Origin of the sequence: Streptomyces deccanensis (assembly GCF_022385335.1) — a bacterium.
GTDB classification, from domain to species: Bacteria; Actinomycetota; Actinomycetes; order Streptomycetales; family Streptomycetaceae; genus Streptomyces; species Streptomyces deccanensis.
In genome coordinates this window covers 1,496,201-1,522,091 of the sequence record NZ_CP092431.1, presented here as the reverse complement: position 1 = coordinate 1,522,091, position 25,891 = coordinate 1,496,201, and the positions used below count along the sequence as shown (strand labels likewise).

The window sequence follows — 25,891 nt, the reverse complement described above, 5'->3', positions numbered from 1 at the left end:
ACTTTCGGCTTGGTCAGCCAGAGGATTCCGGAGGTGACACACTCCGCCACCGGGCCCCTCGGCCCGGTACTCCCCGCGGCCCTCGACGAGGCAGCCCACCGCTGCCTCGTCGCGGGCTTCGACGGCACGACGACCGTCCCCGACACCTTGAAACGGCTGATCGACCGCGGCCTGGGCGGGGTCATCCTGTTCACCCGCAACATCCGCGACGCCGACCAGGTCCGCGAACTCACCGGCACCCTGCGGACGTTGCGGCCGGACCTGCTGATCGCCATCGACAACGAGGGCGGCGGCATCGGCCACCTCGTCGCCGCGGGCGCCCCCGAGGTGCCCGGCTCCTGGGCGCTCGGCGCCGCCGACGATCCCGGTCTGACCGCCGCGTGCGCCGACGCCCTCGCCGGACATCTGCTCTCGCTCGGGATCACCGTCTCCTACGCTCCCGTCGCCGACGTCCAGAGCCGGCCCGAGAACCCGATCGTGCGCACCCGGGCCTTCGGCGGCGACGCCGAGCTGGTCTCCCGGCATCTGCGCGCCTGGATCGAGGCCACCGAGCGGCGTGGCGTGGCGTCCTGCGCCAAGCACTTCCCCGGCCACGGCGGGACCGTCACCGACAGCCACCACGAACTGGCGGCCGACCCACGGCCGTACGAGCGCCTCGACCTCGCGCCCTTCCGGGCCGCCGTCGCCGCAGGCGTCCCCATGCTGATGAGCGCGCACGTCGTCTTCCCGGCCCTCGACCCGGAGCTGCCCGCCACCCTCAGCCCGCGGATCCTCTCCGACCTGCTGCGCGGCGAACTCGGTTTCGAGGGCGTCCTCGTCAGCGACGCGCTGGAGATGAAGGCCATCGCCGACCGCTACGGCGAGGCGGCCGGCGCCCGCCTCGCGCTCGCCGCCGGAGCCGACCAGGTCATCGTCGCCGTACCGGATCTGGAGGTCACCCTCGCCTGCCGGGACGCCGTGCTCGACGCGCTCGGCGCGGGCGACCTCGCGGCGGAGAGGGTGACCGAGGCCGCGGAACGGGTACGGCGGCTCGCGCTGCGGTACGCGGTGCCGTACCGGCCGGGTGCCGTGGCCGCGTGGGACGCGGGCGCCGGGCTGACGGCGGCGCGGCGAGCCGTACGGAGCGGGGGGCGGCCCTTGCCGCCGCCGGTGCCGGGCGCCCATGTCGTCGACTGCTTCCCGCCCCCGCACCCCGCCCTCAACTGGGGCGGCGAGGACCTGCTGACCGAGATCCGCGCCCTCGACCCGACCGCCACGGGGACGGCGGTCGCCGGGGAGCCGGACGACTTCACGGCAGTAGCGGGGGAGGCGATACGGGCCGCCGAGGGGCGCCCGCTGGTCCTCGCCCTGTGTGACGCGGAGCTGTACGCCTGGCAGGGACGCCTCCGGGACGCCCTGTTCGCGGTGCGACCGGACACGCTGGTCGTCTCGACCGGGCTGCCGGAAGCGGGCGATGCGCTTGCCGCGCACGGGAGGGGGCGGGTGAATCTGCGGGCCCTCGCCGAGGTCCTGGCAGGGCGGTCGGCCTGAGCGAGGCCGGTTCCCGGCGGGGGTGGTCTCCGGCGCGGCCGGTCCCGGCGGGGCGGTCTCCGCTGTGGACGGGCCTCCGGGCTGCTATGGACGGGCCTCCGGGCTGTGGGGCTTCTCGCGCAGTTCCCCGCGCCCCTGAGACGCAGGGGCTGCGCCCCGTGCGTCTCAGGGGCGCGGGGGCTTGTGGCCGTCCGGCACCCCTGCCCCGCCCCTCACTTCCCTTCGATCACCTCGGTGATCCCCCGCGCCGCGAGATGCGCCGTGTCCTCCGCTTGCTCCGCCAGGACCACCGCAGGGCGGGTGCCCTCCTGTCGTAGTCGCATCCAGGCGTCGAAGAACGCGCCGCCCGGGCCGGAGACCGATCGGGTGGACGGGGTGCAGTCCAGGACCAGGGCGGCCGTACGGGGAGCGGGCCGGGCGGTGGCGGTGCGCAGTTCGGCGACCGTCGTGGACAGGGCCTCCGCGATCGGCTTGGGGCGCCCCGTGGAGTCGAACAGACCGAGCGTGTACTCCAGTTCGGGAAAGTCGGCCAAGGCGCGGTCGACGTCGTGGGAGCACCACCAGGTGACGCCCCACAGGTGGGCGCAGCCCGCCGCGTTCAGCAGGGTCGCGCGGGCGAAGTCGGGGGCGTCGGCCGCCGGGATGTGCGGCTCGGGGGCACCGGTCTCCTGGACCCAGACCGGGCGGCCCGGGTCGGTGGCGTAGGCGGCGGCCAGCTCCGTGCCGTACTCCGCGAGATGGCGCACCTCGGGTGAGCGCGGCCCGTAGCGGCCGGCGCAGTTCGCGGAGAAGACCCAGGGGTGGACCGTGGTGAGATCGCCCTTGCGGGCGGACGCCTCGGGGGTGAACGGGTGGTCGTCGCCGTACCAGGCGGCGTCGTAGGCCGAGTGGGTGACCAGGCCCCCGGCCTCGCCGAGCCCGTCCCGCGCGGCGCCCAGCAGGGTGTCGAGGTAGTGGTCGACCTCGGCCACGGTGACCGGGTTGTGCTCGACCAGGTTGTTGAGCTCGTTGCCGAGCTGGAGGCCGATGAGCCGGGGGTGGCCGGAGAGGGCGCGGCCGAGTGCGCGCAGCAGCAGGGCCTGGGCCTCGATCGCCTCGGGGTCGGTGAAGACGTTGCGGTGGTGCCAGCTGCGGGTCCACTCGGGGTAGAAGTCGAAGCTCGACAGATGGCCCTGGACGCCGTCCACGAGGACGTCGAGGCCGCACTCGCCCGCCAGGTCCACCAGCCGCACGAGCTGGTCCACGGCCGAGGACCGGACCAGGGCGCGGTTCGGCTGGAGCAGGGGCCACAGGTGGAAGACCCGGACGTGGTCCAGCCCCAGCTCGGCGATCTGGGCCAGGTCCTCGCGCGCGAGCCCGGGGTCGAAGTCGTGCCAGGCGTGGAACCAGCCCCTGCGTGGGGTGTAGTTCACTCCGAAGCGAAGCGCGGGCGCGGGCGCGGGTGGCGTGCTGATGGCGTCCTCCTCAAGAGATGGACCTTGTCTCCGGCGAATGTATCAACCACCATGGACGGCAATGAATAGTGATTTGAACCAAGCTTCTCCGGGTGCCACGACCACCCCCGCCTACGTGGTCGGCGTCGACGCGGGCGGCACCCGCACGCGTGCCGTCCTGGCGGAGCTCGGCGGCGGGCCGGTCCGGCGCGAGGGCACGGCGGGGCCCGGCAACGCGCTGACCGTGCCCGGACCGTTGCTCGCCGACCACCTCGCCGAGGCCCTCGCCCGGGCCGTGCCGGAGGAACTGCGCGGCCGGGTGGTGGCGGTGGCCGGCGGGTTCGCGGGGGCCGGCCACCAGGCCCAGGGCGCCGACGAGCCCGGCCGACTGCGGGCCCGGGCCGCCCTGTCGGCCGCGCTCGCCCGGCTCGGCGTCACCGCCGCGTCGGTCGGCGTCCACAGCGACATCGAGACGACGTTCGCCGCGGCCCCCGGCCATCCCGCCGACGGGCTGGTCCTGGTGGCCGGCACCGGCGCGGTCGCGGCCCGGATCACCGGACGGGTGCCGACCGCGACCTCGGGCGGCGACGGCTGGCTCCTCGGGGACGACGGTGGCGGCTTCTGGATCGGCCGCGCGGCCGTACGGGCGGCCCTGCGCGCGGCCGACGGTCGCGGTGTGCCCACCGCGCTCGTCCGTGCCGTCGGCCGGGACCTGGGGCTGCCGGAGGAGATGTTGCCGCCGGAGGGCTACGGGGCGGACGGTGCCGTCGTGTGGAGTGCCGAGCGGCGTACCGCCTACCGGGCCGGGGTGCTGCCCGCCGTCATGGACCGGCCGCCCGTCCGTCTCGCCGACCACGCGCCCGTGGTGGTGCGGACGGCCGAGGAGAAGGACGCCGTGGCCGTGGGGATCCTCCAGGAGGCCGCGCGTCGGCTGGCCGGGACCGTAGCCGCGCTGGCGCCCCGGCCGGGCGAACCCCTCGTGGCCACCGGCGGGCTGCTCGCCCCCGACGGCCCTCTGCTGACCCCGCTGACCGAACACCTCGCCCCCCTCGGACTCACCGTCACCCCGGTCGCGGACGGCTCCCCGGGCGCGGTCGCCCTGGCCCGCCTCGCCCACGCCCCGGACGCCTGACCCGACCGGGAACCCCTTCCCCCGAAACCACCTCTCCCGAAGCCACCCGAGCCGCCACCTCCCCGAGCCGCCCGTCGCCCGTCTCCCCGAGCCGCCCGCCCCCAGTCGCTCAGCTCTCCCCAGTCGATCAGCTCCCCATCGACCCCCTGCCGCTCGCCCCCGCCGACAAGGACGACCCATGCCCCCTCAGGACCAGTCGGTCGCCCCGGCCGCCGCCGCCCCCGCGCTGCCGCCGTACCGCGACCCGGCCGCCCCGCTCGACGTCCGGGTCGCCGATCTCCTCTCCCGTATGACCCGGCGCGAGAAGGTCGGGCAGCTCAACCAGCGGATGTACGGCTGGGACGCCTACCGCCGTGCCCCCGCCGGGGACTTCGAACTCACCGAGGCCCTGTCCGCCGAGACCGAACGCTTCGCGGGGCTCGGCGCGCTCTACGGTCTGATGCGGGCCGACGCCTGGTCCGCCGTCGGCCACGGCGACGGACCAGGTGCCGAGGACAGCGCCGACCTCGCCGACCTGGTCCAGCGCCACGTCCTGGAGCGCAGCCGGCTCGGGATCCCCGCCCTCTTCGTCGAGGAGGTCCCGCACGGCCACATGGCCCTCGACGGCACGGTCCTGCCCGTCAACCTGGCCATCGGCGCCACCTGGGACCCCGACCGCTACGAGCGGGCCGCGGCACACGCCGCCGCCGAACTCCGCGCCCGCGGCGGCCACGTGGCCCTCGTCTCCGCCCTCGACATCGCCCGGGACCCGCGCTGGGGCCGCACCGAGGAGTGCTTCACCGAGGACCCGTACCTCGCGGCCCGCCTCACCGAGGCACTGGTCAGAGGCATGCAGGGCGGCCCCGGAGACCACTTCGCGCCCGATCGCGCCCCCGTCGTCCTCAAGCACTTCGCCGGTCAGGGTGCCACCGTCGGCGGCCGGAACTCCGCCGAGTCCGAACTCGGCCTCCGCGAACTGCACGAGATCCACCTCCCGGCCGCCCGTGCGGGAGTCCGCGCGGGCGCCGCCGCCGTGATGGCCGCCTACAACGAGGTCGACGGCATGCCCTGCTCCGGCAACCGCGCCCTGCTCACCGGGCTGCTCCGCGAACAGTGGGGCTTCGACGGCCTCGTCATGGCCGACGGACTCGCCGTCGACCGCCTCGCCCGCGTCACCGGCGACAAGGTCTCCGCCGGTGCCCTCGCCCTGGACGCCGGCGTCGACCTCAGCCTCTGGGACGAGGGCTTCACGCACCTGGAGGAGGCCGTCGAGCGCGGCCTGGTCGACGAGGCCGCGCTCGACACCGCCGTCGCCCGCGTCCTGCGCCTGAAGTTCCGCCTCGGTCTGTTCGAGAACCCCTACACCCGCCGCGCGCCGGTCCCGGTGGACACCGGACGCGCACACAGCACCGACCTCGCCCGTGCCTGCGTCACCCTCCTGCGCAACCCGGCCGACACGCTGCCCGTCGGCCCCTCGGTACGCCGGATCGCCGTGCTCGGCCCGCACGCCGCCACCACCGGCCACCACCTCGGTGACTACACCGCCCCGCAGCGCCCCGGCACCGGCACGAGCGTCCTCGACGCCCTGCGCCGCCTGGCCCCGCCGGGCACGGACGTCCGCCACGCCGCGGGCGCGGCCCTGACCGGCGCCGACCGCTCCGGAATCCCGGACGCGATCGCCGAGGCCGCCGCGGCCGACCTGGCCGTGCTCGTGCTGGGCGGCAGCAGCGCCCGTACCCCCGACACGGAGTTCGACGCCAACGGCGCCGCGCGGACGGTGGTGTCGGAGATGACCTGCGGCGAGGGCGTCGACCTCGCGGGACTACGGCTCGGCGCGGCGCAGGAGGCCTTGCTGGACGCCGTCGTGGCGACGGGCACGCCCACCGCGGTCGTCCTGATGCAGGGCCGTCCGCACGTGCTGCCCGAGGCACCGGCCGCCGCGCTGCTCACCGCCTGGTACCCGGGCCCGTGGGGCGGCGAGGCCGTCGCCGAGGTGCTCCTCGGACTCGCCGAGCCTCTCGGCCGGCTCCCGGTCTCCGTCCCCCGCTCGGTCGCCCAGCTCCCCGTCCACTACAACCACAAGGACACCGAGTACGGCGGGTACGTCGACGAGAGCGCCGAGCCGGCGTACTCCTTCGGGCACGGGCTGTCGTACACGACGTTCGACCTCGGGGCGCCCCGGGTCTCGGGGCGCACGGTCGAGGTGGACGTCACCAACACCGGGGGCCGGCACGGGCGTTCGGTCGTGCAGGTGTATCTCCGCAGGCTCATCACCCGCAGCTGGCCGCGCACCCTCGAACTGTGCGCGTTCGAGGGTGTGGGCCTGGCGCCGGGCGAGCGCCGTACGGTCCGCCTGGCGTTCGACGCGCCCGCCGGGACCGACGCCGTGGAGCTGCGGGTCGCGCGGTCCGCGCGGGAGGCGCTGGACGTCGCACCCGTCGTGGTGGACCTCCGAGAAGTCAGAGCTTGACGGCCCCGGAGGAGACGCCCTTGTAGAACCACCGCTGGGTGATCACGAACAGCACCAGGACCGGGATCACGGAGATCACCGAGCCCGCCATCACCATCCGCTGGTCGTAGCCGAAGGAGGACGACGTGAGACGGGACAGGCCGAGGGTGAGGGTGAAGTGGTCCTCGGTGCGCAGCACGATCAGCGGCCACAGGAAGTCGTCCCAGGCGCTGATGAAGGTGTTGATGGTGACGACGAGGATCGCGCCCCACGCGGACGGCAGGTAGAGGTACCGGAACCGCTTCCACTCGCCCGCCCCGTCCAGCATCGCCGCGTCCTCGACCTCGCGCGGCACGGCGAGGAACGCGGCCCGCATGATCAGGACGTTGATGGCGGCGACGAAGCCGGGCAGCCAGACCCCCACCAGACTGTCGACCAGACCGAGGTCACGGACGCTCAGGAACAGCGACACCATGATCGACTCGAAGGGGAACATCATGGACGCCATCAGCAGCACCCAGACCAGCTTGCGGCCCTTCCAGCTCGGCTTGGAGAGCATGTAGCCGGCGAGCGTGGAGAAGACCAGCTGGCTGGTGACGGAGAGCGCCACGACCACGAGGCTGTTGCGGATGTACGTCCAGACGGGGACCTGCGCGAACACCTCGCGGTAGGCGCGCAGCGTCGGGTCGTGGGGGAAGAGGGAGGCGTTCTCGCCGAACACGTCCTCGCCGACGCCCTTCAGCGACGACAGCAACTGCCACAGCAGCGGACCGACGGTGATGCCGAGCACGAACAGCAACAGCAGGTAGCGCACGACGAGTTCGCGGGGGCGGCCGTAGTCCCGCCAGCGCGGCATCAGCCGCCGCCCGGCGACCGGGAGCGCGCCCGTGGCCGTCTCCTTCACGGCGGTGGTCACGACTCGTCCTCCTTCGTCAGTCGCTGTGCGAGCAGCGTGAGGCCCAGGGTGAGTACGAAGAGGGCGACGCTGACCGCCGAGCCGTAGCCGGCGTTCCCGGTGAGCGGGTCGAGGGCGACGTCCCGGATGTAGAAGGGGAGGGTGCGGTCGGCGCCGCCGGGCCCGCCGGTCGCGCCGCCGAGCATGTAGATCTCGGTGAAGACCCGCAGCGAGCCGATGCCGGTGAGGGTGCCGACCAGCATCATCGAGGTGCGCACGCCCGGCACGGTGACGTGCCAGAAGCGGCGGACCGCGCCCGCGCCGTCCACGGCGGCGGCCTCGTGCAGTTCCTTGGGCACGTTCCCCAGCGCGGCCAGGTAGAAGATCATGTACCAGCCGAGGCCCTTCCACAGGGTGAGCCCCATGGCGCACAGCAGGATCAGCCAGGAGTCGGAGAGGAACGGGATCGCCGACCGGATGATGTGGGCCTTCTGCAGCCAGGTGTTGACCAGGCCCTGGTCGCTGAGCAGCCACTGCCAGCTGAGGCCCACGACGACGCTGGAGGCGAGGACCGGGGTGTAGAACGCGGAGCGGAAGAAGCCGATGCCGGGCAGGTTCTTCTCCACCAGCACGGCCAGCATCAGCGGCAGCAGCACCATCAGCGGGACCACGATCACCGCGTACAGCACGCTGTTGCGGGTGGCGAGCCAGAAGTCGGAGTCGCCCAGCATCCGGGTGTAGTTGTCCAGGCCCACGAACGAGGCGGCGCCGCCGAGCGGTTTGGCGTCGGTGAACGACAGCAGAAGCGTGTTGAGGAACGGGTACAGCCCGAAGACGGTGATGCCGATGATCGCCGGGGACATCCACAGCCACGGCAGCCACCAGCGGCGGTACAGCGCGGCGCCGCCGGCGTCGGCGGACGGGCCCGGCTTGAGGGCCCGCAACCAGCGGCGCCGGCCGGTCGGTTCCCCGGGGCGGGGGTCGCGGGAGGAGACCGCGACCCCCGGTCCCTTGGTGGGGGGAGAGAGGGTGGTCATACTCAACTGCCCTGCTCGATCAGCTCGTTGGCCTTCTTCTGGGCCTCGTCCAGGGCGGCCTGGGCGCTCTTCTTGCCCTGCATGGCCAGCTGGATCTGGGCCGTGATGGCGTTCAGCTCACCGGGGGTCAGGGCGATCTCGTCGGCCGTGGAGGTCTTGCGGTCGCTCGCGACGATCTTGCGGGCCTCGGCGAACGGGTCGTCGCCCTTGACCGACTGGAAGAACGGGTCGTCCAGGGAGGCCGTGGTGGACGGGAAGATGACGACGTTCGGGTCCTTCGCCCACTCCAACTGGTTCTTCGCGTTGGTCAGGAACTGCGCGAAGGACAGCGCGGTCGCCGCGTTCTTGCTGGTGGACGCGACGCCGATGTACTGCGGGGCGCCGACGGTGTGGCCGAGGTCGTCCAGCATGAAGCGGGCGACACCCGTCTTCTTGTAGACGCTGGGGTTGTTCTGCTGGATGAAGCGCAGGAAGTTGGGGTTGGTCGGGCCGTAGACCAGCTTGCCCTGGCCGTAGACGTTGGCCGGGTCCTGGGTGGAGGAGAGCGAGTCCCTCGGCATGCCGCCGGCCTTGTAGAGCTTCGTCATCGCCTCGACCCACCGCGCGGTCTTCGGGTCGTCGGCGAAGGTGAACTTCTTGCCGTCGGACGAGAGGATCTTGATGTCCATCTGCTGCCAGTCGGCCGGGATGCGCAGCTGCGGGTTGGCGAGGAAGGCGTAGTACTTGCCGTCGGAGACCTCGGCTATCTTCTGCGCGTCCTCGAACAGACCGAGCACGGTCGTCGGAGGTTTGGCCGGATCGAGGCCGGCCTCCTTCATCAGCTCGGTGTTGAAGGTCTGCACGATGCCGCCGGAGTACCAGGGGAGCACGCTGTGCACCTCGGCGCCGGTGGAGTCGGCGTACCTGCTCGACTTCCAGAGGTTCGGCACGAACGGCTCGCCGGCGTCCGGGGCCTTTTTGTCCAGGTTGAGCAGATAGCCGTTCTTGGTGAGCGCGATCGCCGTGTTGACGTTGATGTTCACCACGTCCGGCAGCGTGCAGCCCTGCGCGTCCGCGACCAGGCGTTGGGTGAACGTGGCGTCGCCCGGGTCGTCGACCCACTTCACGGTGGTGTCCGGGTGGGCCTGCTCGAAGGCCTTGATGACGCCGTTGAAGTAGCCGCCGAAGTCTTTCTTCAGATTCGTCGTCTGGAAGGTGATCGTGCCCTTGACGTCGCCGGTGAGCTTGCCGGAGCCGACGTTGCCCTTGTCGACCTTGCAGCCGCCGGCGGTGGCGTCCCCGCTGTCGGAACCGCCGCCCGACAGGCCGCAGCCCGCGGCGGTCAGGGTGAGGGCGATGACCCCCACCGCACATCCGGTCAGTCTTCTCGCGCGCATGTCGCCTCCTGCGATCACTCAGCTGCCGGATCGAGCAGCTGGATCGAGTAGCTGGTTCAAATCACCAACTTGGACTTCGATTGATGAAAAGGTGGACCAGAATTCATCGGAGGTCAATGCCTGGCCGTGTTGCTTTTCGGTTCCGAGTCCTTTGCCGGTGTCCGGTGTCGGCCCGCGCGCCCGAGCGCGGGCCGCGCGTCAGTGCCGGTGCTCGTGGTCGGGGTGCGACGGGTCACCGGGGTGCTCGTGACCCGGCGCGTACTCCACGTCGGCCCGCGCCCGGTCCAGCCAGTCGAAGAAGGCCTGCCGGCCCAGGGTCCGCCGCAACTCCGCCGCGACGTCGGCGTGGACCTCGTCGTACGGCAGGAAGTCGCCCTTCACGGCCGCGCCGTACGGGTCGACGCCGCGCCGCAGTGCCTCCGGGGTGAGGAAGCGGTCCGGATTGCGGTCGTAGTAGGCCCGTACGGCTTCCTCCGGCACCCGCTGCTCGGCCTCCAGGGCCGCCAGCAGGGTGCGCGCGGCGGGGGAGTGGGCGAGCGCCACCGCGATGATGCTCCCCAGGTCGGCGACCTCGGTCCCGGACACCGCTAGCGGGTGGTCCGGCGCCTCGTCGGGCGGCGGCGCCAGCCCGCGCGCGGCGCACGCCCGCCGGGCGAGTTCGTCGGCGACGACCACCTGCGTGGCCCACCGTCTCCGCTGCCGCTCCGCCCGCGCCCGCCCCTCCGGCCGAGCTTCCCGATCCCGCGCGGGCACGACCGCCAGCACGACGTCCACCCGCTCCCGCGCGACGGGCTCACCCCCGACGAACGCGGCGTGCGCGGTATGGGCGGTATGGGCGGTGTGGACGTGTGCCGAGTGGCCGTGCGCCCCCGCGTGGTCGCCCTGTGCCGTCCGTCCGGTCACGGCCCCACCTCCAGGACGACCGCCTCCGTGTAGGCCACGCAGCCGTGCCACCCGGCCTTCGCCATCAGCCAGTACGAGCCCGGGGGCACCGCCGATCCGTCGACCTCGATCAGGCACTCGGCGCTCTCCCCGGCGGCCAGGGAGAAGCCCTGGAGGCCCGGTGCGACGCCCGCCCAGGTCCCCCACGACGACAGGGCCCACAGCGCTCCGCCCACCGGCCCCCGGGTGGTGTTCCGCAGGCGCACCGGCACGCGCACCCGCTCGCCCCGGCGCACCGCGACCCGGTCGACGCCCAGCTCCATCACCAGACTCGGCCCGGTCCGCCCGTCCGGCTCGCCCTCCACCGCCGCGCCGGGCACGTCCAGGGCGACCACGTCCTCGAACGTCTGCCCGCCGTGGGCCAGCCGCGCGGCGAGCGCGTAGCGGCCGGGCGCCGGGTCCGGCGGGGGCGTCACCGTCACCTCGGTGAGCGAGAAGCCGCCGGCGCCGAGCGCGTACGGCAGTTCGGCGGGCTCGGCGCTCCAGCCGGGCGGCACCTCCAGGGCGACCGTGCCCGACACCGGCGCGTCGGTCAGCTCGGAGGAGATCCGGACCGTCGCCGTGACCGGTCCGTCGGCGGTCAGCGCGGGCGGCGAGAGGTAGACGGCCACGGGCATGTTCCCCCGGGGCGCCGGACCGGAGTTGTGCAGCCAGTACCGGGTGTGCACCGGCTGGGCGGGTTCGTGCGCGGCGACACCGGCGCCCTCCTCGGGCAGCCCGCACGTCGGCGAGGGCTCCGCGGTGGCGGTCCCGTCCGCCGAGGCGTCGGCGGCGGGCCCGGCGGACCGTACGGGCGCGGCGGCGACCGGCGAGGCCAGCACGGTCGCCACCTCGAACCCCGTGAGGTCCAGCTCCAACGCCCCGTCCGCGCCGGGGGCCAGAGCCTCACCGGCCCGCTCCAGGACGTCCGCCCGACGGCCCCCGTCCCACGCCGACGGCCCCGTCACCCGCGCCCGCACCGGCCGCCCGTCCACCTCGTGCGCCCGTACGACGACCTCGCGCGCCGGGTCCACGGGGACGGTGCCGCCCCGGGCCAGCGGCGACCCGGCCGGCTTGAAGGCGTCCAGCACCACCCGGCCCTCGGGCTCCAGCGCCAGCAGGGTCACGGTCCTCGGCAGGCCGGTTCCCGTCCCGGCGGGCTCCCGCAGCCGGGCCGTCAGCGGATGCTCGGGCTCCCGCAGCCGCCCGGTGAGCGGATGGTTGAAGGCGTGCCCCGCGCGCGGCCAGCCCAGGTCGCGCCAGTCGCCCTGGCCCGCGACGACCGCGTACGCGAAGGTGTGCGACCAGCGTTGGAGCTGGAAGCCGGAGCCGTCGGGCGCCGTGCGGCGGGGCGGGTCGACCCAGATGCCGGAGGGCCAGCCGGTGCAGGAGCGCATCAGCGACATGTAGAGGTCGCCGGAGGAGGTGACGACGCAGCCCGGGGTGCCCCGGTTCAGGATCGCGAAGCTCCGCCCGTCCCACGCGTCGCCCGGCGGCAGCGCCTCGCCGCCCCCGGCCGCGACGGCCCGTACGGTCGCGTCGTCCAGGTCGGCGATCAGGGCGTCGACGGCCTTCGCGTCGTCCTCGGGGCGGGCGCCCGCCACCACGAGCAGCGGCAGCCGCTCCAGGTCGCGCAGGTCGGCGCCGGGCACCCACTCCTCGCGCAGGGAGGCGCGGGGTGCCACCCACACCGCCGCCAGGCCGTCCTCGGTGAGCTGTCGGCGCAGTTCGCGGGCCGCCGCCGGGTCCCAGCCGAGGACCTCGGCGACCAGGGCGTTGCGTTCGGGGCCGCCCACGGCGATCCGTATGTCGGGGAGGTTGGAGTCGACCTCCAGATCGCCGTAGCGGGGACCGCCCGCGATCGTCGAGGTGGCCGTGACGCCGGTGCGGACCAGGGCGGCGGCCAGCGGGGTGCCCAGTTCGCCGGCGGCGTCCCAGTCGTCGAAGACCAGTTCGGCGACGCCGATCGAGCGGTGGCCGAGCAGGACGCCGGTGTCGTCGTGGACGGCGACGCGGGCCGTGGAGCCCAGCCCGAACCAGGTGTTGGCCGGGTTGTCGAGCGTCCAGGGGAACTGCTCGCTGTCCACCTCCACGAAGCCGAAGCCCCGTCCCACGACCGCGTCCGCGACCTCGTGCACCGGCAGCCCGCCGCGCACGTCCGAGGGCCAGCGCACCCGGATCAGCCGGTCGGCGCCGTCGTAGCCGTCGACCGTCGTCGTCACGTCCAACCGGTCCACCCCCGCCCACAGGGTGAGCCGCTGGGTGTACCGGAACAGGCCCAGGTCGGCGCGGACGGTGATGCGGGAGCCGGCCGGCGAGTGCTCGACATCGATGTCAGCCGAGACATCCCGGCTCCGGGCGGCCGTGGTGCCGGTCGGGGTGAGGTGCCAGGGGCCCTCGCCGAAGCGCGGGTGCCTCGGGTACTCCTCCTGCACCACCAGCTCGTTGCCGATGTCCCCGGGCCGCAGCAGCTCCCGCCCGCCCCCGGCTCCGGTGAGCGCGCGCAGACCGCTGACGCCGCCGCCGCGCGCGGGGTCGACGGTCACCTCGTAGAACTCGTTGCGGATGGTCGTCCCCTCGCCGGCCGTCCAGCCGGGGACCGAACCGTCCGCCAGCGGGAGCGCCTTGAGGCCCATGCCGGGCACCTCCGGCACGACGACGCTCAGTTCGCCGTCCTCGGACACGGCGGGGAGCGGCAGCCCGGTGTGGTCGAGCGGGATCCGGCCGGGGTCGGCGACGGTCAGCACGTCCCTGCGCTCCCACGTCGCGGAGTTGAAGACGACCAGGTCCGGTCCGTCGCCCGGCAGTGGCGTGACCCGGTCGGCGAGTGCCTGGGTGGCGTCGGCGTGCACCTCCTCCGCCAGGTCGTACAACTCCCGCCAGCCGGTGAGCAGATCGATATACACCTGGTCCGACTCGGAGCCGGTGATGGCGTCGTGGTGGGCGCCGTAGATCAGCTGCCGCCAGGCCTTGTCGAGGGCCGCGTCCGGGTAGGGGTGCCCGGTGGTGAGGGAGGCGAGGGTCGCCCAGGCCTCGGCGTCGGCGAGCAGCGTCTCGCCGTACCGCTGGGCCTGCTTGGTGTCGATGTAGGAGACGTCCTTGCCGGTGTAGACCGGGTTCATGTCCCGGGTCTGCGGGGACGCCGTGCGCCCCTCCCGCTCCAGTTCGGCGCGGACGGCGGCGAAGAAGTCGCGGGGGACGCCGCTGACGAACCGGGGCCAGACGTACCGCTCGTTCCAGTCGCGGTGGATGCCCATCACCCAGCGGCACGGCGGGGCGTAGTCGCCGCCGACGGGGAGCAGGACGTTCCGGGTGAGCGCGACCTTCTTCAGCCCCCGGAAGAGCTTGAGCGCGGCGGCCTCCGCCTCGGGGAGCGTGGGCGCGTTGTCGATGGCCCAGCCGGCGCCATAGTGGTTGACCATGTACGCGGTCAGCAGGCCGCGCCCGGAGGGGGCGATCCAGCTGAACTCCGCCGGGAACTGCATCCGTCGCGGATCGCGCGGCTCCTCCCCGAACACCGACAGGGTCGGCCCCCACTGGTGGAAGGGGCCGCGCGCCCACGAACTCGACGTGACCCCCGCGTCCGCCATCAGCCCCGGGAACTGGGGGTCGTGCCCGAAGGCGTCCAGCTGCCAGGCGGTCTCCGGCGCGGCCCCCATGATCCCGCGCTGGAAACCGTCGCCGTACAGCGCGTTGCGGATGGTCGCCTCGGCGCCCGTGAGGTTGGTGTTGGGCTCGTTGTAGGTGCCGCCCATGATCTCGACGCGGCCGGTGCGGATCAGCTGCTGCAGGAAGGCCCGCTCCTCGGGGAAGGCGTCCCAGTAGGGCTTGAGGTAGTCGACCTCGGCGAGCACGAAGGTGTACGCCGGATCGCGCCGGGCCAGATCGCAGTGGGCGCGGACCAGACTCATACCGGACTGCCCGCGCGAGTCGAAGGTCCGCGCGGGCAGGCCCGTGAGCGCCGGGTCGTCGGCGACGTCCCAGGTCTCGGTGTACGCGGCCTGGGTGTTCCACCAGACGGGGTCGTAGTGGAAGTGGCTCACCATGAACATGGTCCAGCCGGGCTCGGCGACCGTGAGAGCGGCGGTGCGCCGGGCCACCAGCTCCCCGTCGGCGGCCGTGACGGTGATCTCCCGCTGGTCGCCGGGGACGAGTCCGTCCGTGGCCACGGGTATCTCGGCGCGCGCGGTGCCGTCCTCGCCGACGGTGACGACGGTCTGCCCGACGGCACGCACGCCGGGGCCCTCCACGCTCAGCCGGACCGTTCGGCCCGACTCGTGCTCGATGTCCACGGCGACCACCTGGTGCGGCTGGTCCTCCGTCCCGACGAAGAGCTCGGTCGACTCGACAGAGATGACGCGCATGGGGCTCCTACGAGTGCTCGGGGGGAGCCCCATCCTGGCAGCGAGGGATGGTTCAATCAACCATGCGTCGGAATATTGGTTGATTCATCCATGCAGGGTCCGACGCCGGGGCGCCTGTGCCGCAGGCCGGTCAGCGGCCGCGCCGGGACTTCACCGCGTGCGCCCCCGCGATGTGGTCCGTCAGCGCCAGGGAGGCGCTCGCCCGCTGGTAGGAGAGCTGGCCGACGCGGACGTAGAGGCAGTCGATGAGCATCAGCACGGAGTGGCGGGCGCCGATGCTGCCGGTGCGGAAGCTGGTCTCCGACGAGGAGGAGATCAGCCGGATGTCGGCGGCGCGGGCCAGCGGCGAGCGGGGGTCGGCGGTCAGGGCGACGGTGGTGGCGCCCCGCTCCCTGGCCAGCTCGAACGGCTCGAGCACCTCCCGGGTGGCGCCGGAGTGGGAGATGCCGATCGCCACGTCCGCCGGGGTGAGCAGGGCCGCCGAGGTGGTCGCCGCGTGCACCTCGGTCCAGCCGCGCACCGCGCAGCCGATGCGGAACAGCCGGGTCTCCGTCTCCTGCGCGACCGCGCCGCTGCCACCGACGCCGTACACGTCCGTGCGCCGCGCGCGGGCCACGGCCTGCGCCGCGCGCTCCACGGAGTCCAGGTCGATCCGGTCGATGGTCTGCTGGATGGCCCGCAGATCGGCGGTGCCGACGACCTGGACGACCCGCTCCAGGCTGTCGTCGGGGGAGATGTCCGGCCCGATCTCGGTGTTGCCCCACTCCGAGGACTCGCCCCGGCCCCGCTCCTGGGCCAGCTCGATCAGCAGGTGCTGATAGGAGTCGAGGCCGATGGCCCGGCAGAACCGGGTCACGGTGGCCTGGGAGGTGCCGGTGCGCCGGCCCAGCTCCGCGGCCGAGCAGTGGGTGACGGCGGCCGGATCCTCCAGGATCAGCTCGCCGACCTTCCGCAGGGAGCCGGCCAGCCGGGGCAGCTCGGTGCGGATCAGGGTGGTGACATCGGTCGAGGGCATGCAGAGAAGGTACCAGCCACCCGTTGACGTAATGGCTGAATACCAGGACCGGGATGTGCGACCGCACCCGGGGGTGAACTGCGCCATTGCCCTGGATGCCGGGCCTGTGATTCAGTGATTCACTGATAGGTGTGTACGGGGTGGTTCAATCCACCAGTGGGGAGTCTCAGGTGTCCGTCGAGTCCGCCAACGAGTCCGTGACCGAGCCGGTGAGCGCCGATCGCTTCGCGCGCGAGGGCCTGGCCGTCCTGCACCGTCTCACCGAGTCCGCGCGCGCCGACGTGAGCGCCGCCGCTGAGCTGATCGCCGACTGCGTCCGCGCGGACGGCGTCGTCCAGGCCTTCGGCACCGGCCACTCCCAGGCCATGGTCCTGGAACTCGCCGGCCGCGCCGGCGGCTTCGTGCCCACCAACCGGATCCAGATGGCCGACCTCGTCCTCTTCGGCGGCGACCACCCCAGCGGCCTCGACGACCCGCTGCTCGAACGCGAGCCCGGCATAGCGGTCCGCCTCTACGAACTGGCCGACCCCCGCCCCCAGGACCTCTTCGTCGTCGTCTCCAACTCCGGCGTCAACAATGTCATCGTCGAGATGGCCCTGCACGCCAAGGAACGCGGCCACCGCCTGCTCGCCCTCACCTCCCTCGCCCACACCCGCTCCGTCCCCGCCACCCACCCCAGCGGCAAGAAGCTCGCCGACCTCGCCGACGTCGTCCTCGACAACGCGGCCCCGCGCGGCGACGCCCTGCTGGAGCTGCCGGGCGGCGGCGCCGTCTGCGCCCTCTCCACGCTCACCGGCGTCATGCTCGTCCAGATGACCGTCGCCGAGGCCACCGCCCAACTCCTCGCCTCCGGCGACCGCCCCCCGGTCTACGTCTCCGCCAACGTGCCCGGCGGCTTCGAGGGCAACCTGGACCTGGAGAAGCGGTACGCCGGCCGCATCCGACGCACCGCCAGCTGACCACCCGGCTGCCCCCGCGCCCCGTCAGGGGCGCGGGGACCTGCGCGACAAGCCTCCACGGGGCCCGCGCTCGAAGCCCTCCGCCCCCGCGGTTGAAGCCCCCGCCCCCAGCGGAGCACTACCCCACCGGTACGGGCGTCAGCGCGACCGCCAGCGGATAGGCGCCGGTCGTCAACGGCGTCCCGGCGGTGCCGGAGGCGGTGTCGACCGGCACCACCCTGTTCCCGTCGGCCGTGGTCACGTACGCCGTGACGCCGTCCCAGTCCAGGCCGACGTCGAACGCGGACCTGCCGACGGTGATCTGCTTGCCGGGCGCACCGGTCACGGTGTCGACGGGCGTGACGTAGTCACCGGTACTGGGGCTCACCCACAGCGTCCGCCCGTCCGGTGACAGCCCGAGCCCGTACGCCTGCCCCGAGACGAGCAGCGTCGGCCCGGTGTCGTTGCTCGCGGTGTCGATCGGAGTGACCGTCGATCCACCGGAGTTGGACACGTACACCGTCTTCCCGTCCGGCGCGGCGACCACGTTGAACGGACGGGGCCCGACCGGGATCGCCGCCCCGGCCCTCCGGGTTCCCAGGTCGACCGGCGAGACGGTGTTGTCGTGGATGTTCGCCACGTACAGCGTCCGCCCGTCCGGGGTGATCGCCATGTTCTCCGGGCCCGCCCCGACAGCGACCGTCGCGCCTGCCTCCAGCGTGTCCGTGTCCACCGGCTGCACCGTGCCGTCCGTGTAGTTGGCGACCCACAGCGTGCCGCCGTCCGGCGTCAGCGCGAGCCCGGCGGGGACCCGGCCCACCGCGACCGTGGCGGTGACCTCGCCGCTCGCCACGTCGATGACGCTCACCGAGTTCGAGCCCTGGTTCGCGGCGTAGGCGGTACGCCCGTCGGCGCTCGTCACCACCTCACCCGGGTTGGCGCCCACGGCGATCTCCGTGCTCCTGCCGGAGGACAGGTCGATCGAACTCACCGACGCCCCACTGAAGTTGGCCGTCAGCGCCCGGGGTGTGCCGTCGCCGTCGGTGACCCGCACCGGGAGCGCCCGGTCGAGGACGCCCGCCCCGGACACCACCACGGAGTGCACGCCCTCGGAGACACCGGTCAGGGTGACCTCGGCCGACGCGCTGCCTCCGGCCGGCACGGTCACGGTCCCCTCGGCGGGCGAGGCGGTGACACCGTCCGGCAGATCGAGCTTCCAGGTGACGGTCCGCGCCTCGGCGGAGGAGAAACGGAGGGCCACCGCCTCGGAGGCTCCCGGCTGCAAGGAGAGCGAACCCGGGGCGAAGGAGGCGTCGACGCCGGGATCGGGCGCGTGCCGCAGCATCGCCTGGTACAGGAACTGGTCCATCACCGTTCCTAAAGGCTGAGCGGGAGTGAGTCCTGTTGCCAGGTCTCATGCTCGGCCGAACGCCCCGGACGGTGTTGGGCGTTCTGGTTGCCCGCGTTCGCTCCGCGTCCGGGCGGCACGGATCGTGTCCGTGGTCCGGGAATGCGGGGGCGGGTTCCCTCACGCCCAGGAACATCTGGTCGGGCCTGGACGGTCCGATGCCCCGCACGATCACTCCGGTCGTGTGGGGGCGGTGCCGTCCGTCGCCGGACCGGGTGTTGCTGGGCGCGCCTTCCGATCGCCACGGCAGCAGCATCATGGCGAGTGGTCTTACGGGTGGTGCTGGTGAGGGGCTTCTGCCAGTGCTGGGCACCCCAGCGGCTGGTGTAGGCCGGGTCGACGGCGATGACCGCGATCCCCGTGGCATCGGCCATCGAGGCCAGCCGGGCGCGGAGTTTTCCGGTGGGCATGCCGGAGAGCAGCTGACGGAAGCGTGTGCGGCGGCCGTGTTTCTCCCGGGTCTTCTCGGTGGCAAAGTCCAGGTCCTCCACCGCGATCGCCTTCACGCCACACATTCGGGCCCAGTGCAGGAGACGGGTGAGGGCGTGGCGGACCTGGGCGTCACGGTGCTGGGCGGTGCCGGTCAGGTCGTAGGGGAAGCGGCGCGGGGCGCCGGTGGGGTTGCCGTGGGTGTCCAGGCGCCAGGCGGCGAGGTGGTCGGCGTTCATGTCGACGCCGACCACGCCGTGGGCGAGCGCGGCTTCGATGGGGAGGGTGGGGGTGGGCGGGATCTGCCAGGACGCGGTCAGATACCAGCGGCCCCGGCCCGTGTCCAGGTGGATGCGGTAGGCGATCGCCCGGTTCGCCGCGACGCGGTCCGCCCAGTCACTGCCCCGGTGCGCGAACGCGACCCGGCCGGCCAGGACGTACCGTCCGTGCGGGGCGTTCGCCAGATACGCCAGCGGCGCGGGGAGCTTGATACTCACCTCGCCCTCGGGGCTGATGCGGATGGTCTCGTTGCCGTGGCGCTTGCCGGACTCCCCGTCCGCCTGGCAGAACCAGCGCTCCGCCTCCCACCGCCCACGCCACACGGACTCCGTCAGCCCGGCCCCCTCCAGATGATGCCGGGCGCGGGCCAGGCGCTTACCACCGCGCACCACGTGCACGATCCAGGCCTCACGGTCGGCCCGCGCGGCGGCCAGCCGGTCCTGAAGCACCCGCAGCCGCCGCGCCTTCGCATGCCACTCCCGCCGCGACCGATAACCCCCCGGCGCCTTCCTGCTCCCCCTCTGCCCGACCGGCAGCGCCAGCCGAACCTCGATGGTGCGGACACCCGCTTCCAGATGCTGGATGTGCGCCAGCTGACAGCGGCGGGCCAGCGCCCACTGGTCATGCGTGGCCTTGGTGATACTGCCCGCCCACCGCGACGACGAGGCAGGTGTCAGCTCCCGCTTGCGGACCGCCCACGCCTCAGCGGAGTGCTCCATGCCGTCCCGGCAGCGCGCCTTGAGATCCCGCGAAGCCAGCGACCCCAGATGCCCGCCCACCAGACGCAGCACCTTCTCATCACCCGGCGCCAGGTGTTTGAGGCGGGTCCGGACGGCCACACCGGACGGGCCGGACGCGACGAACGGCGCCGCGATGCTCCGCAGCTCACCCACCCCGCCACCCCCGCCCGAAGATCCTGTCGCCATGGGAAACGAGCACCGCCCATGAAGGTCACGCATTCGATGAGAGAACGTCAGTTCCCCTCCGAAAAGCGGCATCATAAGCCAGGAGCGCGGCTCGACACAGGCCATCCACACTCACCCCCGCTCACCCGAACGCCAACGCCAGCAGTTCCAAACCCCCGGCGACACCTGCTGCGGTATCGCGTCCAGCCTCGCTTCGCAGCCGGTTCCAGTACGTCGACACCGCGTCCGTGTCACCCCGTCTGCCGGCCAGCAGCAGGTCGACGGCGGTCAGCCCGGCGCTGCCGTACGCGCCGGTCTTGTCCAGCCAGGGCGAAGTCTCCTTCAGGAACCCGGGGTTGGCGAGACGGGCCCGCAGCTCGGCGGGGGTGGCTGCCATGTCGGTGAAGTACGACCGGAGCGCGGCGGACGCCCGGTCGAGGCCGCTGCTCTCCTCGTTGGCCGTGCGGAACGCGGCGATGAGCTTGCTGAGGGTCGGGGACTCGGCGGCGTCGAGCTGGGACGAGTAGCTGTTCTCCGCGAGGATCCGCAGCCATTTCGAGGCACCCGGTCCGGCCAGGTCCCGGACGGAGACGAGGAAGGCAGCCCGGGGGTCGTACGCGTCCGCGTTCCACAGATTCCGCGATGACGTAGGAATACGTTTCCCCCCTCACTCTCTACCTACAAGACGTACTGCCACCTCCTGCCGACCGCCCGCCCCCACGCTGTGGCGGCGCGAGGAGGCGCCCGGGACGGTGACGCCGACGCTGCCGCGCGTCGAGGGTCGACCCCGCGTGCGGTTCGAGGCGGGAGAGCCCACGGCGCTCGACTGGGACGAGTCCGCTCGCGTCCTCAGGGCGGGCCTTCCGGAGGGATCCGCCGCGCTGATCGCCTCGAGGGTCCCTTCGTGCATGTGTCATGAGGCGGGTCGGCTCGGTCATGAGGAGGGAAAATCTGTGCGGATCCGCCGACGGTCCGCACAGGGGGGCGGGATAGAAAGGGACCATGACTGAACGCGAGGGCCCGACATGTGGCGTGGACGACGTCGACGAGGTGACGCGCGCGGTGCTCACCGCGTCACGCCTGTTGGTCGCGATCTCCGCACGGTCCCTCGCCGCCGTCGAGGAACGGGTGACGCTGCCGCAGTTCCGGATGCTGGTGGTGCTGTCCGTGCGGGGCGCCACGAAGCTCGTCGTCCTCGCCGATCAGCTCCAGGTCGCCCCGTCGACGGCGATGCGCATGGTCGACCGGCTGATCGCCGCCGGGCTCGCCGACCGGCAGACCAACCCCGACAACCGCCGCGAGACCCTGCTCCGGCTCACCGACGAGGGCCGGCGCGCGGTCGAGGAGGTCATGGCCCGGCGGCGCGCCGAACTCGCCACGGTCGTCGAGCGTCTCGCCCCGAATCAACGGGCGGCGCTCGTGGACGCGTTGACCGCGTTCAACGCGGCGGGCGGGGAACCGGCGGCCCCGGCGGCGGACGACGCGGAGCCGTATCCGCTCGGCTGGGACACCGGGATGGACCGAGCCATCTGACCCACTGACCGCCGCCCCGGCCGTGGGGCGGCTGGTCACTTGGCGTCGTCGTGGCGCCGAGTGGGGCGTCGCCAACGGCACCACGACCCGTGACGTCGGCGCCCGCTTCGGCTTCCAGTCCAGTACTCCGCACCGCCTGGCGCGACTTCGGCATCTGGATCGCGTCCTGCCCCCACCCCGGCCACACCACGGACGGGTGCCGGTGCGGGTACGGGTGAGGCCGGTTCGCGGAGCCGTAGCAGTACGGCGTCTCCGTCGCGGAGCACGTCATCGACGGTGAGCCGGACATGCGGGTCAAGGGCTGCGCGTAGAGGAGCACGATGACGCCGGCGACGCGGAGGGGTGTCGGGATCTCCGTGTCGGTCAGCAGCCGGCCGAGGGCGTCGAGGCGCTCGTCCTCGCTCAGCGGGGCTCGCCGGGTGGCCTTCATCGCGGGTATGGAGAGGGCGGCGGACGTTCGGCGTGATGTGGCTCTGCTCGGAGCGGGCTCGAAGCCGGGGCAGGACGCGCCAAGTCGTGAAGAGCCGGATCGTCTTGGCGTGCTCAGGGTCCTCGATGCTGGTCAGTGCCCGGCGTCGATCAGCCCGCAGGGCACCGTCGCGTCCTCATGCCGAACTCGGGGCGGACTGGGGGTCCCACCCGCAGAGGAAGGGGATTGTGCAGCCTGGCCACATACCGCCGGTACGCCCGCGCCTCGGCCGAGGTGCCCTCGACGACGTCATGACGGTCAGGGAACAGCACACTTCCCGCGTCGAGTACGCCGACTCTCGTCCCGAACTGGTTGCCCTGCAGGCGGCCGGCTGTCAGCCGGCCCCGAGCCCACGGAATCGGTTTGCCCCGGCCGGTTGTCACTGGGCCGCGGTTGACCTGGAACCAGACCTCGCGGTGGTTGCCGAACGACACGACACTCTCACGGAGGTCACGCTTGTCGGTATACACGTCGAAGTCCCAGTCATCCGGAGCTCCCGCCGAGGCGTACTGCCCACGGAAGTGGTGCATGAACCGGTACAGATCGACAGTCGCGCCGAACGGAATCACCGCGTCGGCATAGGGCTCACCGGCGATGAAGTTGATTCTGAACTCCAAGCCGTACAGCCGCCCATGGACCTTCCTCTTGATGCAAAGTGAGAATGTGTCCGCGTCGCCGGAGTTCCATCGGTCCGCGACATGGCCTTGCTGACACAGGTGCTTGAACGACAGCGTCTCCCGATCGACCAACAGGCCAGGAATCTGTTCGACCGAGCCATGTAGCAGGTAGAGACACATCAGGTCCACCGGATGCGTCTCATGCGCCATCCGCGTAAAGAATCCCGCAGAATAGCCGTCCCGCACAGGCTCCTCCAGCCGTCGCGCCCTCCGCCCGGTCGTGGGCATGGGGCAAGGCTAGACAAGAGGTTCTGGCGCTCCGAACGGGGCCGTACTTGCTGGTGAGCTCGCGTACTCAAGTGTCGCCAGCACCGCGTCGTAAATGGCGATGGCCGGGCGTGTTGATGTCCTCGAGCTCGTCGTTCGGGGGATGGGGTCGCAAGCGCCCTCTGCCCGGTTGTTCGACTGGTCGCGGACAGATGAGTTCGAGGTCGTATTCGCTGTGGAGGCTGTCGATGACGGCCTGCGCGCACGAATCGGGGCGCGTGCGGTCTTGGGTCAACAACGAGCTGGTCGTGGCAGCGACGTTCGGTTCGGGCGGGCACGTGTATCTAGCTGGACCTTGCGAGCCGACGTCTTCTCCAGCGGCTGGAATGCACTGTGACGACCGTGATTGACGCGGGTGAAGAGCTGACGACCGTCGCTGCCGAGGTGCAGGGGTTCTTCCGTCAGGCGCACACCCGTCCCCGTGACTGAGTCGCGGGGACGGGGACGGCAATGCCGTGGTGCGGGACAGGGGCAGCCCGGGGCGATACGGCTGAGGTGCTCCCAGGACCGGTACAGATCCGCTTGGGCCCGGTGCGCAGGGGCTGATACTGCGCCAGCGGTTCGGTGGTCGTGGTGCCGGTGGTGAACAGGCCGGTGTCAGCCAGTGCCTCGCTGACCGAGTCCAGCGCGGCCTTGCCTGCCCCGTAGAACCCGACGGTGGCCATGCCACCGCCGCTGCCCATCGAGGTGACTTGGAGGAGCCGTCCCCCGCCTTGGGCGCGCACGTGGGGAAGGACCGCCCGAGCCACCCACACGGCGCCGAAGAAGGCTCCTCTGCTCTGGCCCCGGACTCACTTGAGGAAAACAGCCCTCGCAATCTCATCGGGGGCGGTGCCGGCCTCCGCGACCAGTTCCCCGTCGGCGGACCAGATGCCCGAACGGCCGGACGTGCGGGCGAACCCGCCACCGGTCGGACCCGCGAAGGCCGCCGTGACGACCCACACTCCGTGGTCGGCTGCGACCCGGCGGGCGCGCTCGCCGTGGACCTCAGCCTCGTGATCCGCGTGGACAACCCCGGCCACATACCCGTCGATCCCCAGCGCGGCCGTCTTCGCGGCATGCTCGGGGATACCCGTGTCGCGGCAGACGGCGAGCCCCAGCCGCCACCCGTCCACTTCGATCACGGTGGGCTCCCCCGGCACGAAGCGGGCGGCCTCGCTGCCGTGGAGGTACACCTTGCCGTAGGCCACGCGCGCACCGTCTCCACTCACAGCCAGGATGCCGATGCGCGGACCCGGCACAGGCGCGCCGACCAACGCAAGCGCCCCCGTGTCCGCGCACGCGGCGACGATCGGAGCCAGCCGTTCATCGTCCGGAACGACGGGAACGGCGTCCAGTTCGTATCCCGTCAGCGACATCTCGGGGAAGACCACCACTCGCGCGTCCGCCGCCCGAACGGCCTCCGCATGAGCCACCGCGTTGGCCCTCACGTCGTGAGCCGTGCACCTCGGTTGCGCTACCGCGATGCTCAACGGATGCTTCACCCCGAACTCCCCTCGTCGCATCCCACGAGCACCCTACAGAGCGGCCACACAGTGCTCCCCGGCCTCGTTGCCCAAAGTCACTGTTCGAGGCCGCCGGTGGACCGATACGCGACAGTTGAATACGAGAACCCACCAGTACCGAGGGCCCCTCCTGCCCTCAGCCGCGCAGCCAGATCGTCCCCGTGCGCGAAACGGTCATAGGGTGCTTACGGGGCGCGTGCTCTCGCCCTTCCGGCCCGGTCCCGAGCGGTCCCGACTTGGTGTCGACCCGATGCCGACCCCACTCGACCCGACCCGACCCGACCCGACCCGACTCGACCCGACTCCACCCGAACAGTGAGGACGTAGAGGCGTATGAGCGCGCAACCCACCGTCTCCCGTGAGGAGTTCGACGCACTCTTCGACGCCGTCCGTACCTGGGGGCGCTGGGGCGACCGGGCGGATCGCGGCGCGTGGAACCGGGTGACCGAGGAGCATGTGCGGCGCGCCGTGGGAGGGGTGCGGTCCGGCGTGGTCGTCCCGATGGCGCTGCCCTGGAACACCCGGTCGGGCCCGGACAACCAGAAGCCCGCCCTGCACCACATGACCGACCTCGGGGACGTGGAGGGCCCCGAGCCCACGACCCACAAGGACTTCATCGCCGCCGACTACCACGGCAAAGCCGTCACCCACCTCGACGCCCTCAGCCACATCGCCTACGCGGGACTGCTCTACGACGGCAGGCCGGCCCGCGAGAACGTCGGCGCCGCGGGCGCCCGCTTCGGCTCGGTGGCGGCGCTCGGGCCCCTCGTCACGAGGGGGGTCCTCCTGGACCTCCCCACCGTGCTCGGTGCCCCCTGGCTGGAACCGGGGCACGCCGTCCGCGCCGGGGACGTCCGCGCCGCGGAGGAGGCGCTCGGCGTCACGATCGGCGAGGGCGACGCCGTGCTGCTGCGTTCCGGACACGTCCGCCGCCGCGAGGAACTCGGCGCCTGGGATCCCGGTGCGGCGAGCGCGGGGTTCCACGTGGACGCCGTACCCCTGCTGGCCGAACGGGGCATCGCGCTGCTGGGCGGGGACGGGGACAGCGATGTGCGGCCGTCGCCCGTGGCGGGCGTGCACTCACCGGTGCACGCCCTGGCGGTGGCCGCGATGGGGGTGCCGCTGCTGGACAACCTGGACCTGGAGGCGCTCGCCGACGCGACCGCCGAGGCGGGGCGGTACGAGTTCCTGCTCGTCCTCGCCCCGCTGAACGTCCCGGGCGGCACCGGTTCGCCCGTCAACCCGATCGCCGTTCTGTGACGCCGGTCCGGACGGTCGCCGCGACGCCCCGGCGCCACGCCCCGCCCGAGCGGTTACCGCGCGTGAGGGCACCGCTGAACCGTGACTCAT

19 protein-coding genes are annotated in these 25,891 nt (G+C 72.6%); 6 read left to right on the top strand and 13 right to left on the bottom strand.

Features of this window, described 5'->3' with window-relative positions:
- Positions 1–33 precede the first annotated feature (33 nt).
- Positions 34–1,530 (top strand): glycoside hydrolase family 3 N-terminal domain-containing protein, encoded by a 1,497-nt coding sequence (locus L3078_RS06775; protein ID WP_239752003.1) that lies wholly within the window; start codon positions 34–36, stop codon positions 1,528–1,530.
- 212 nt (positions 1,531–1,742) lie between these two features.
- Here the strand turns inward: L3078_RS06775 and L3078_RS06770 are convergent, their stop codons facing one another.
- Positions 1,743–3,023, bottom strand: coding sequence for a glycoside hydrolase 5 family protein (locus tag L3078_RS06770; protein ID WP_420864163.1), 1,281 nt, complete (start codon positions 3,021–3,023; stop codon positions 1,743–1,745).
- 22 nt (positions 3,024–3,045) lie between these two features.
- On the opposite strand from L3078_RS06770, the gene L3078_RS06765 reads away from it, so the two are divergent.
- Both L3078_RS06765 and L3078_RS06760 read left to right on the top strand, forming a co-directional pair.
- Positions 3,046–4,095, top strand: a complete 1,050-nt coding sequence (locus L3078_RS06765; RefSeq protein WP_420864044.1) for a BadF/BadG/BcrA/BcrD ATPase family protein — start codon at positions 3,046–3,048, stop codon at positions 4,093–4,095.
- Positions 4,096–4,273: 178 nt separating this feature from the next.
- Positions 4,274–6,544, top strand: a complete 2,271-nt coding sequence (locus L3078_RS06760; protein ID WP_239751998.1) for a glycoside hydrolase family 3 N-terminal domain-containing protein — start codon at positions 4,274–4,276, stop codon at positions 6,542–6,544.
- On the opposite strand, the gene L3078_RS06755 is transcribed toward L3078_RS06760, so the two are convergent.
- The 6 genes from L3078_RS06755 to L3078_RS06730 form a co-directional block, all read right to left on the bottom strand.
- Positions 6,534–7,379 (bottom strand): carbohydrate ABC transporter permease, encoded by an 846-nt coding sequence (locus L3078_RS06755; RefSeq protein ID WP_086796709.1) that lies wholly within the window; start codon positions 7,377–7,379, stop codon positions 6,534–6,536. The genes L3078_RS06760 and L3078_RS06755 overlap by 11 nt on opposite strands.
- Before the next feature lie 56 nt (positions 7,380–7,435).
- Complete coding sequence (locus L3078_RS06750; RefSeq protein WP_239751996.1) at positions 7,436–8,455, bottom strand: carbohydrate ABC transporter permease; 1,020 nt, start codon at positions 8,453–8,455, stop codon at positions 7,436–7,438.
- Positions 8,456–8,457: 2 nt separating this feature from the next.
- Positions 8,458–9,831 carry an extracellular solute-binding protein gene (locus L3078_RS06745; RefSeq protein ID WP_239751994.1) on the bottom strand — a complete coding sequence of 458 codons (1,374 nt, stop codon included), beginning with the start codon at positions 9,829–9,831 and terminating at the stop codon, positions 8,458–8,460.
- 198 nt (positions 9,832–10,029) lie between these two features.
- Complete coding sequence (locus L3078_RS06740) at positions 10,030–10,605, bottom strand: peptidyl-prolyl cis-trans isomerase (RefSeq protein ID WP_239760236.1); 576 nt, start codon at positions 10,603–10,605, stop codon at positions 10,030–10,032.
- Positions 10,606–10,730: 125 nt separating this feature from the next.
- Entirely contained in the window at positions 10,731–15,116 is a 4,386-nt protein-coding gene (locus L3078_RS06735) for a glycoside hydrolase family 38 N-terminal domain-containing protein (RefSeq protein WP_239751992.1), read from the bottom strand.
- A 130-nt stretch (positions 15,117–15,246) separates the two neighbouring features.
- Positions 15,247–16,131 (bottom strand): MurR/RpiR family transcriptional regulator, encoded by an 885-nt coding sequence (locus tag L3078_RS06730; RefSeq protein ID WP_239751991.1) that lies wholly within the window; start codon positions 16,129–16,131, stop codon positions 15,247–15,249.
- 170 nt (positions 16,132–16,301) lie between these two features.
- On the opposite strand from L3078_RS06730, the gene L3078_RS06725 reads away from it, so the two are divergent.
- On the top strand, positions 16,302–17,090 hold the full coding sequence (locus L3078_RS06725; protein WP_239751989.1) for a sugar isomerase domain-containing protein: 789 nt from the start codon (positions 16,302–16,304) through the stop codon (positions 17,088–17,090).
- 118 nt (positions 17,091–17,208) lie between these two features.
- Here L3078_RS06725 and L3078_RS06720 read toward each other — a convergent pair whose 3' ends face one another.
- The 3 genes from L3078_RS06720 to L3078_RS06710 all read right to left on the bottom strand — a co-directional run bounded on the left by L3078_RS06720 (position 17,209) and on the right by L3078_RS06710 (position 20,568).
- Entirely contained in the window at positions 17,209–18,438 is a 1,230-nt protein-coding gene (locus L3078_RS06720; RefSeq protein ID WP_239751987.1) for a YncE family protein, read from the bottom strand.
- Between the two features lie 8 nt (positions 18,439–18,446).
- A complete protein-coding gene (locus L3078_RS06715; protein ID WP_239751985.1) occupies positions 18,447–20,111 on the bottom strand; it encodes a transposase in 1,665 nt (554 codons plus the stop codon).
- Between the two features lie 121 nt (positions 20,112–20,232).
- The gene (locus L3078_RS06710; RefSeq protein ID WP_338059562.1) at positions 20,233–20,568 is read right to left on the bottom strand and encodes a hypothetical protein; all 336 of its coding nucleotides are present in this window, start codon (positions 20,566–20,568) and stop codon (positions 20,233–20,235) included.
- Between the two features lie 524 nt (positions 20,569–21,092).
- On the opposite strand from L3078_RS06710, the gene L3078_RS06705 reads away from it, so the two are divergent.
- Complete coding sequence (locus L3078_RS06705; RefSeq protein WP_239751981.1) at positions 21,093–21,623, top strand: MarR family winged helix-turn-helix transcriptional regulator; 531 nt, start codon at positions 21,093–21,095, stop codon at positions 21,621–21,623.
- 579 nt (positions 21,624–22,202) lie between these two features.
- On the opposite strand, the gene L3078_RS06700 is transcribed toward L3078_RS06705, so the two are convergent.
- The 3 genes from L3078_RS06700 to L3078_RS06690 all read right to left on the bottom strand — a co-directional run bounded on the left by L3078_RS06700 (position 22,203) and on the right by L3078_RS06690 (position 24,541).
- Complete coding sequence (locus L3078_RS06700; protein ID WP_239751979.1) at positions 22,203–22,997, bottom strand: hypothetical protein; 795 nt, start codon at positions 22,995–22,997, stop codon at positions 22,203–22,205.
- A gap of 440 nt (positions 22,998–23,437) precedes the next feature.
- Complete coding sequence (locus L3078_RS06695) at positions 23,438–23,761, bottom strand: hypothetical protein (protein ID WP_239751977.1); 324 nt, start codon at positions 23,759–23,761, stop codon at positions 23,438–23,440.
- Positions 23,762–23,827: 66 nt separating this feature from the next.
- A complete protein-coding gene (locus L3078_RS06690) occupies positions 23,828–24,541 on the bottom strand; it encodes a carbon-nitrogen hydrolase family protein (RefSeq protein WP_239751974.1) in 714 nt (237 codons plus the stop codon).
- A gap of 333 nt (positions 24,542–24,874) precedes the next feature.
- Here L3078_RS06690 and L3078_RS06685 point away from each other — a divergent pair, with 333 nt between their 5' ends.
- Positions 24,875–25,801: a cyclase family protein gene (locus L3078_RS06685; RefSeq protein ID WP_239751972.1), complete on the top strand. Its 927-nt coding sequence runs from the start codon at positions 24,875–24,877 to the stop codon at positions 25,799–25,801.
- Positions 25,802–25,891 lie beyond the last annotated feature (90 nt).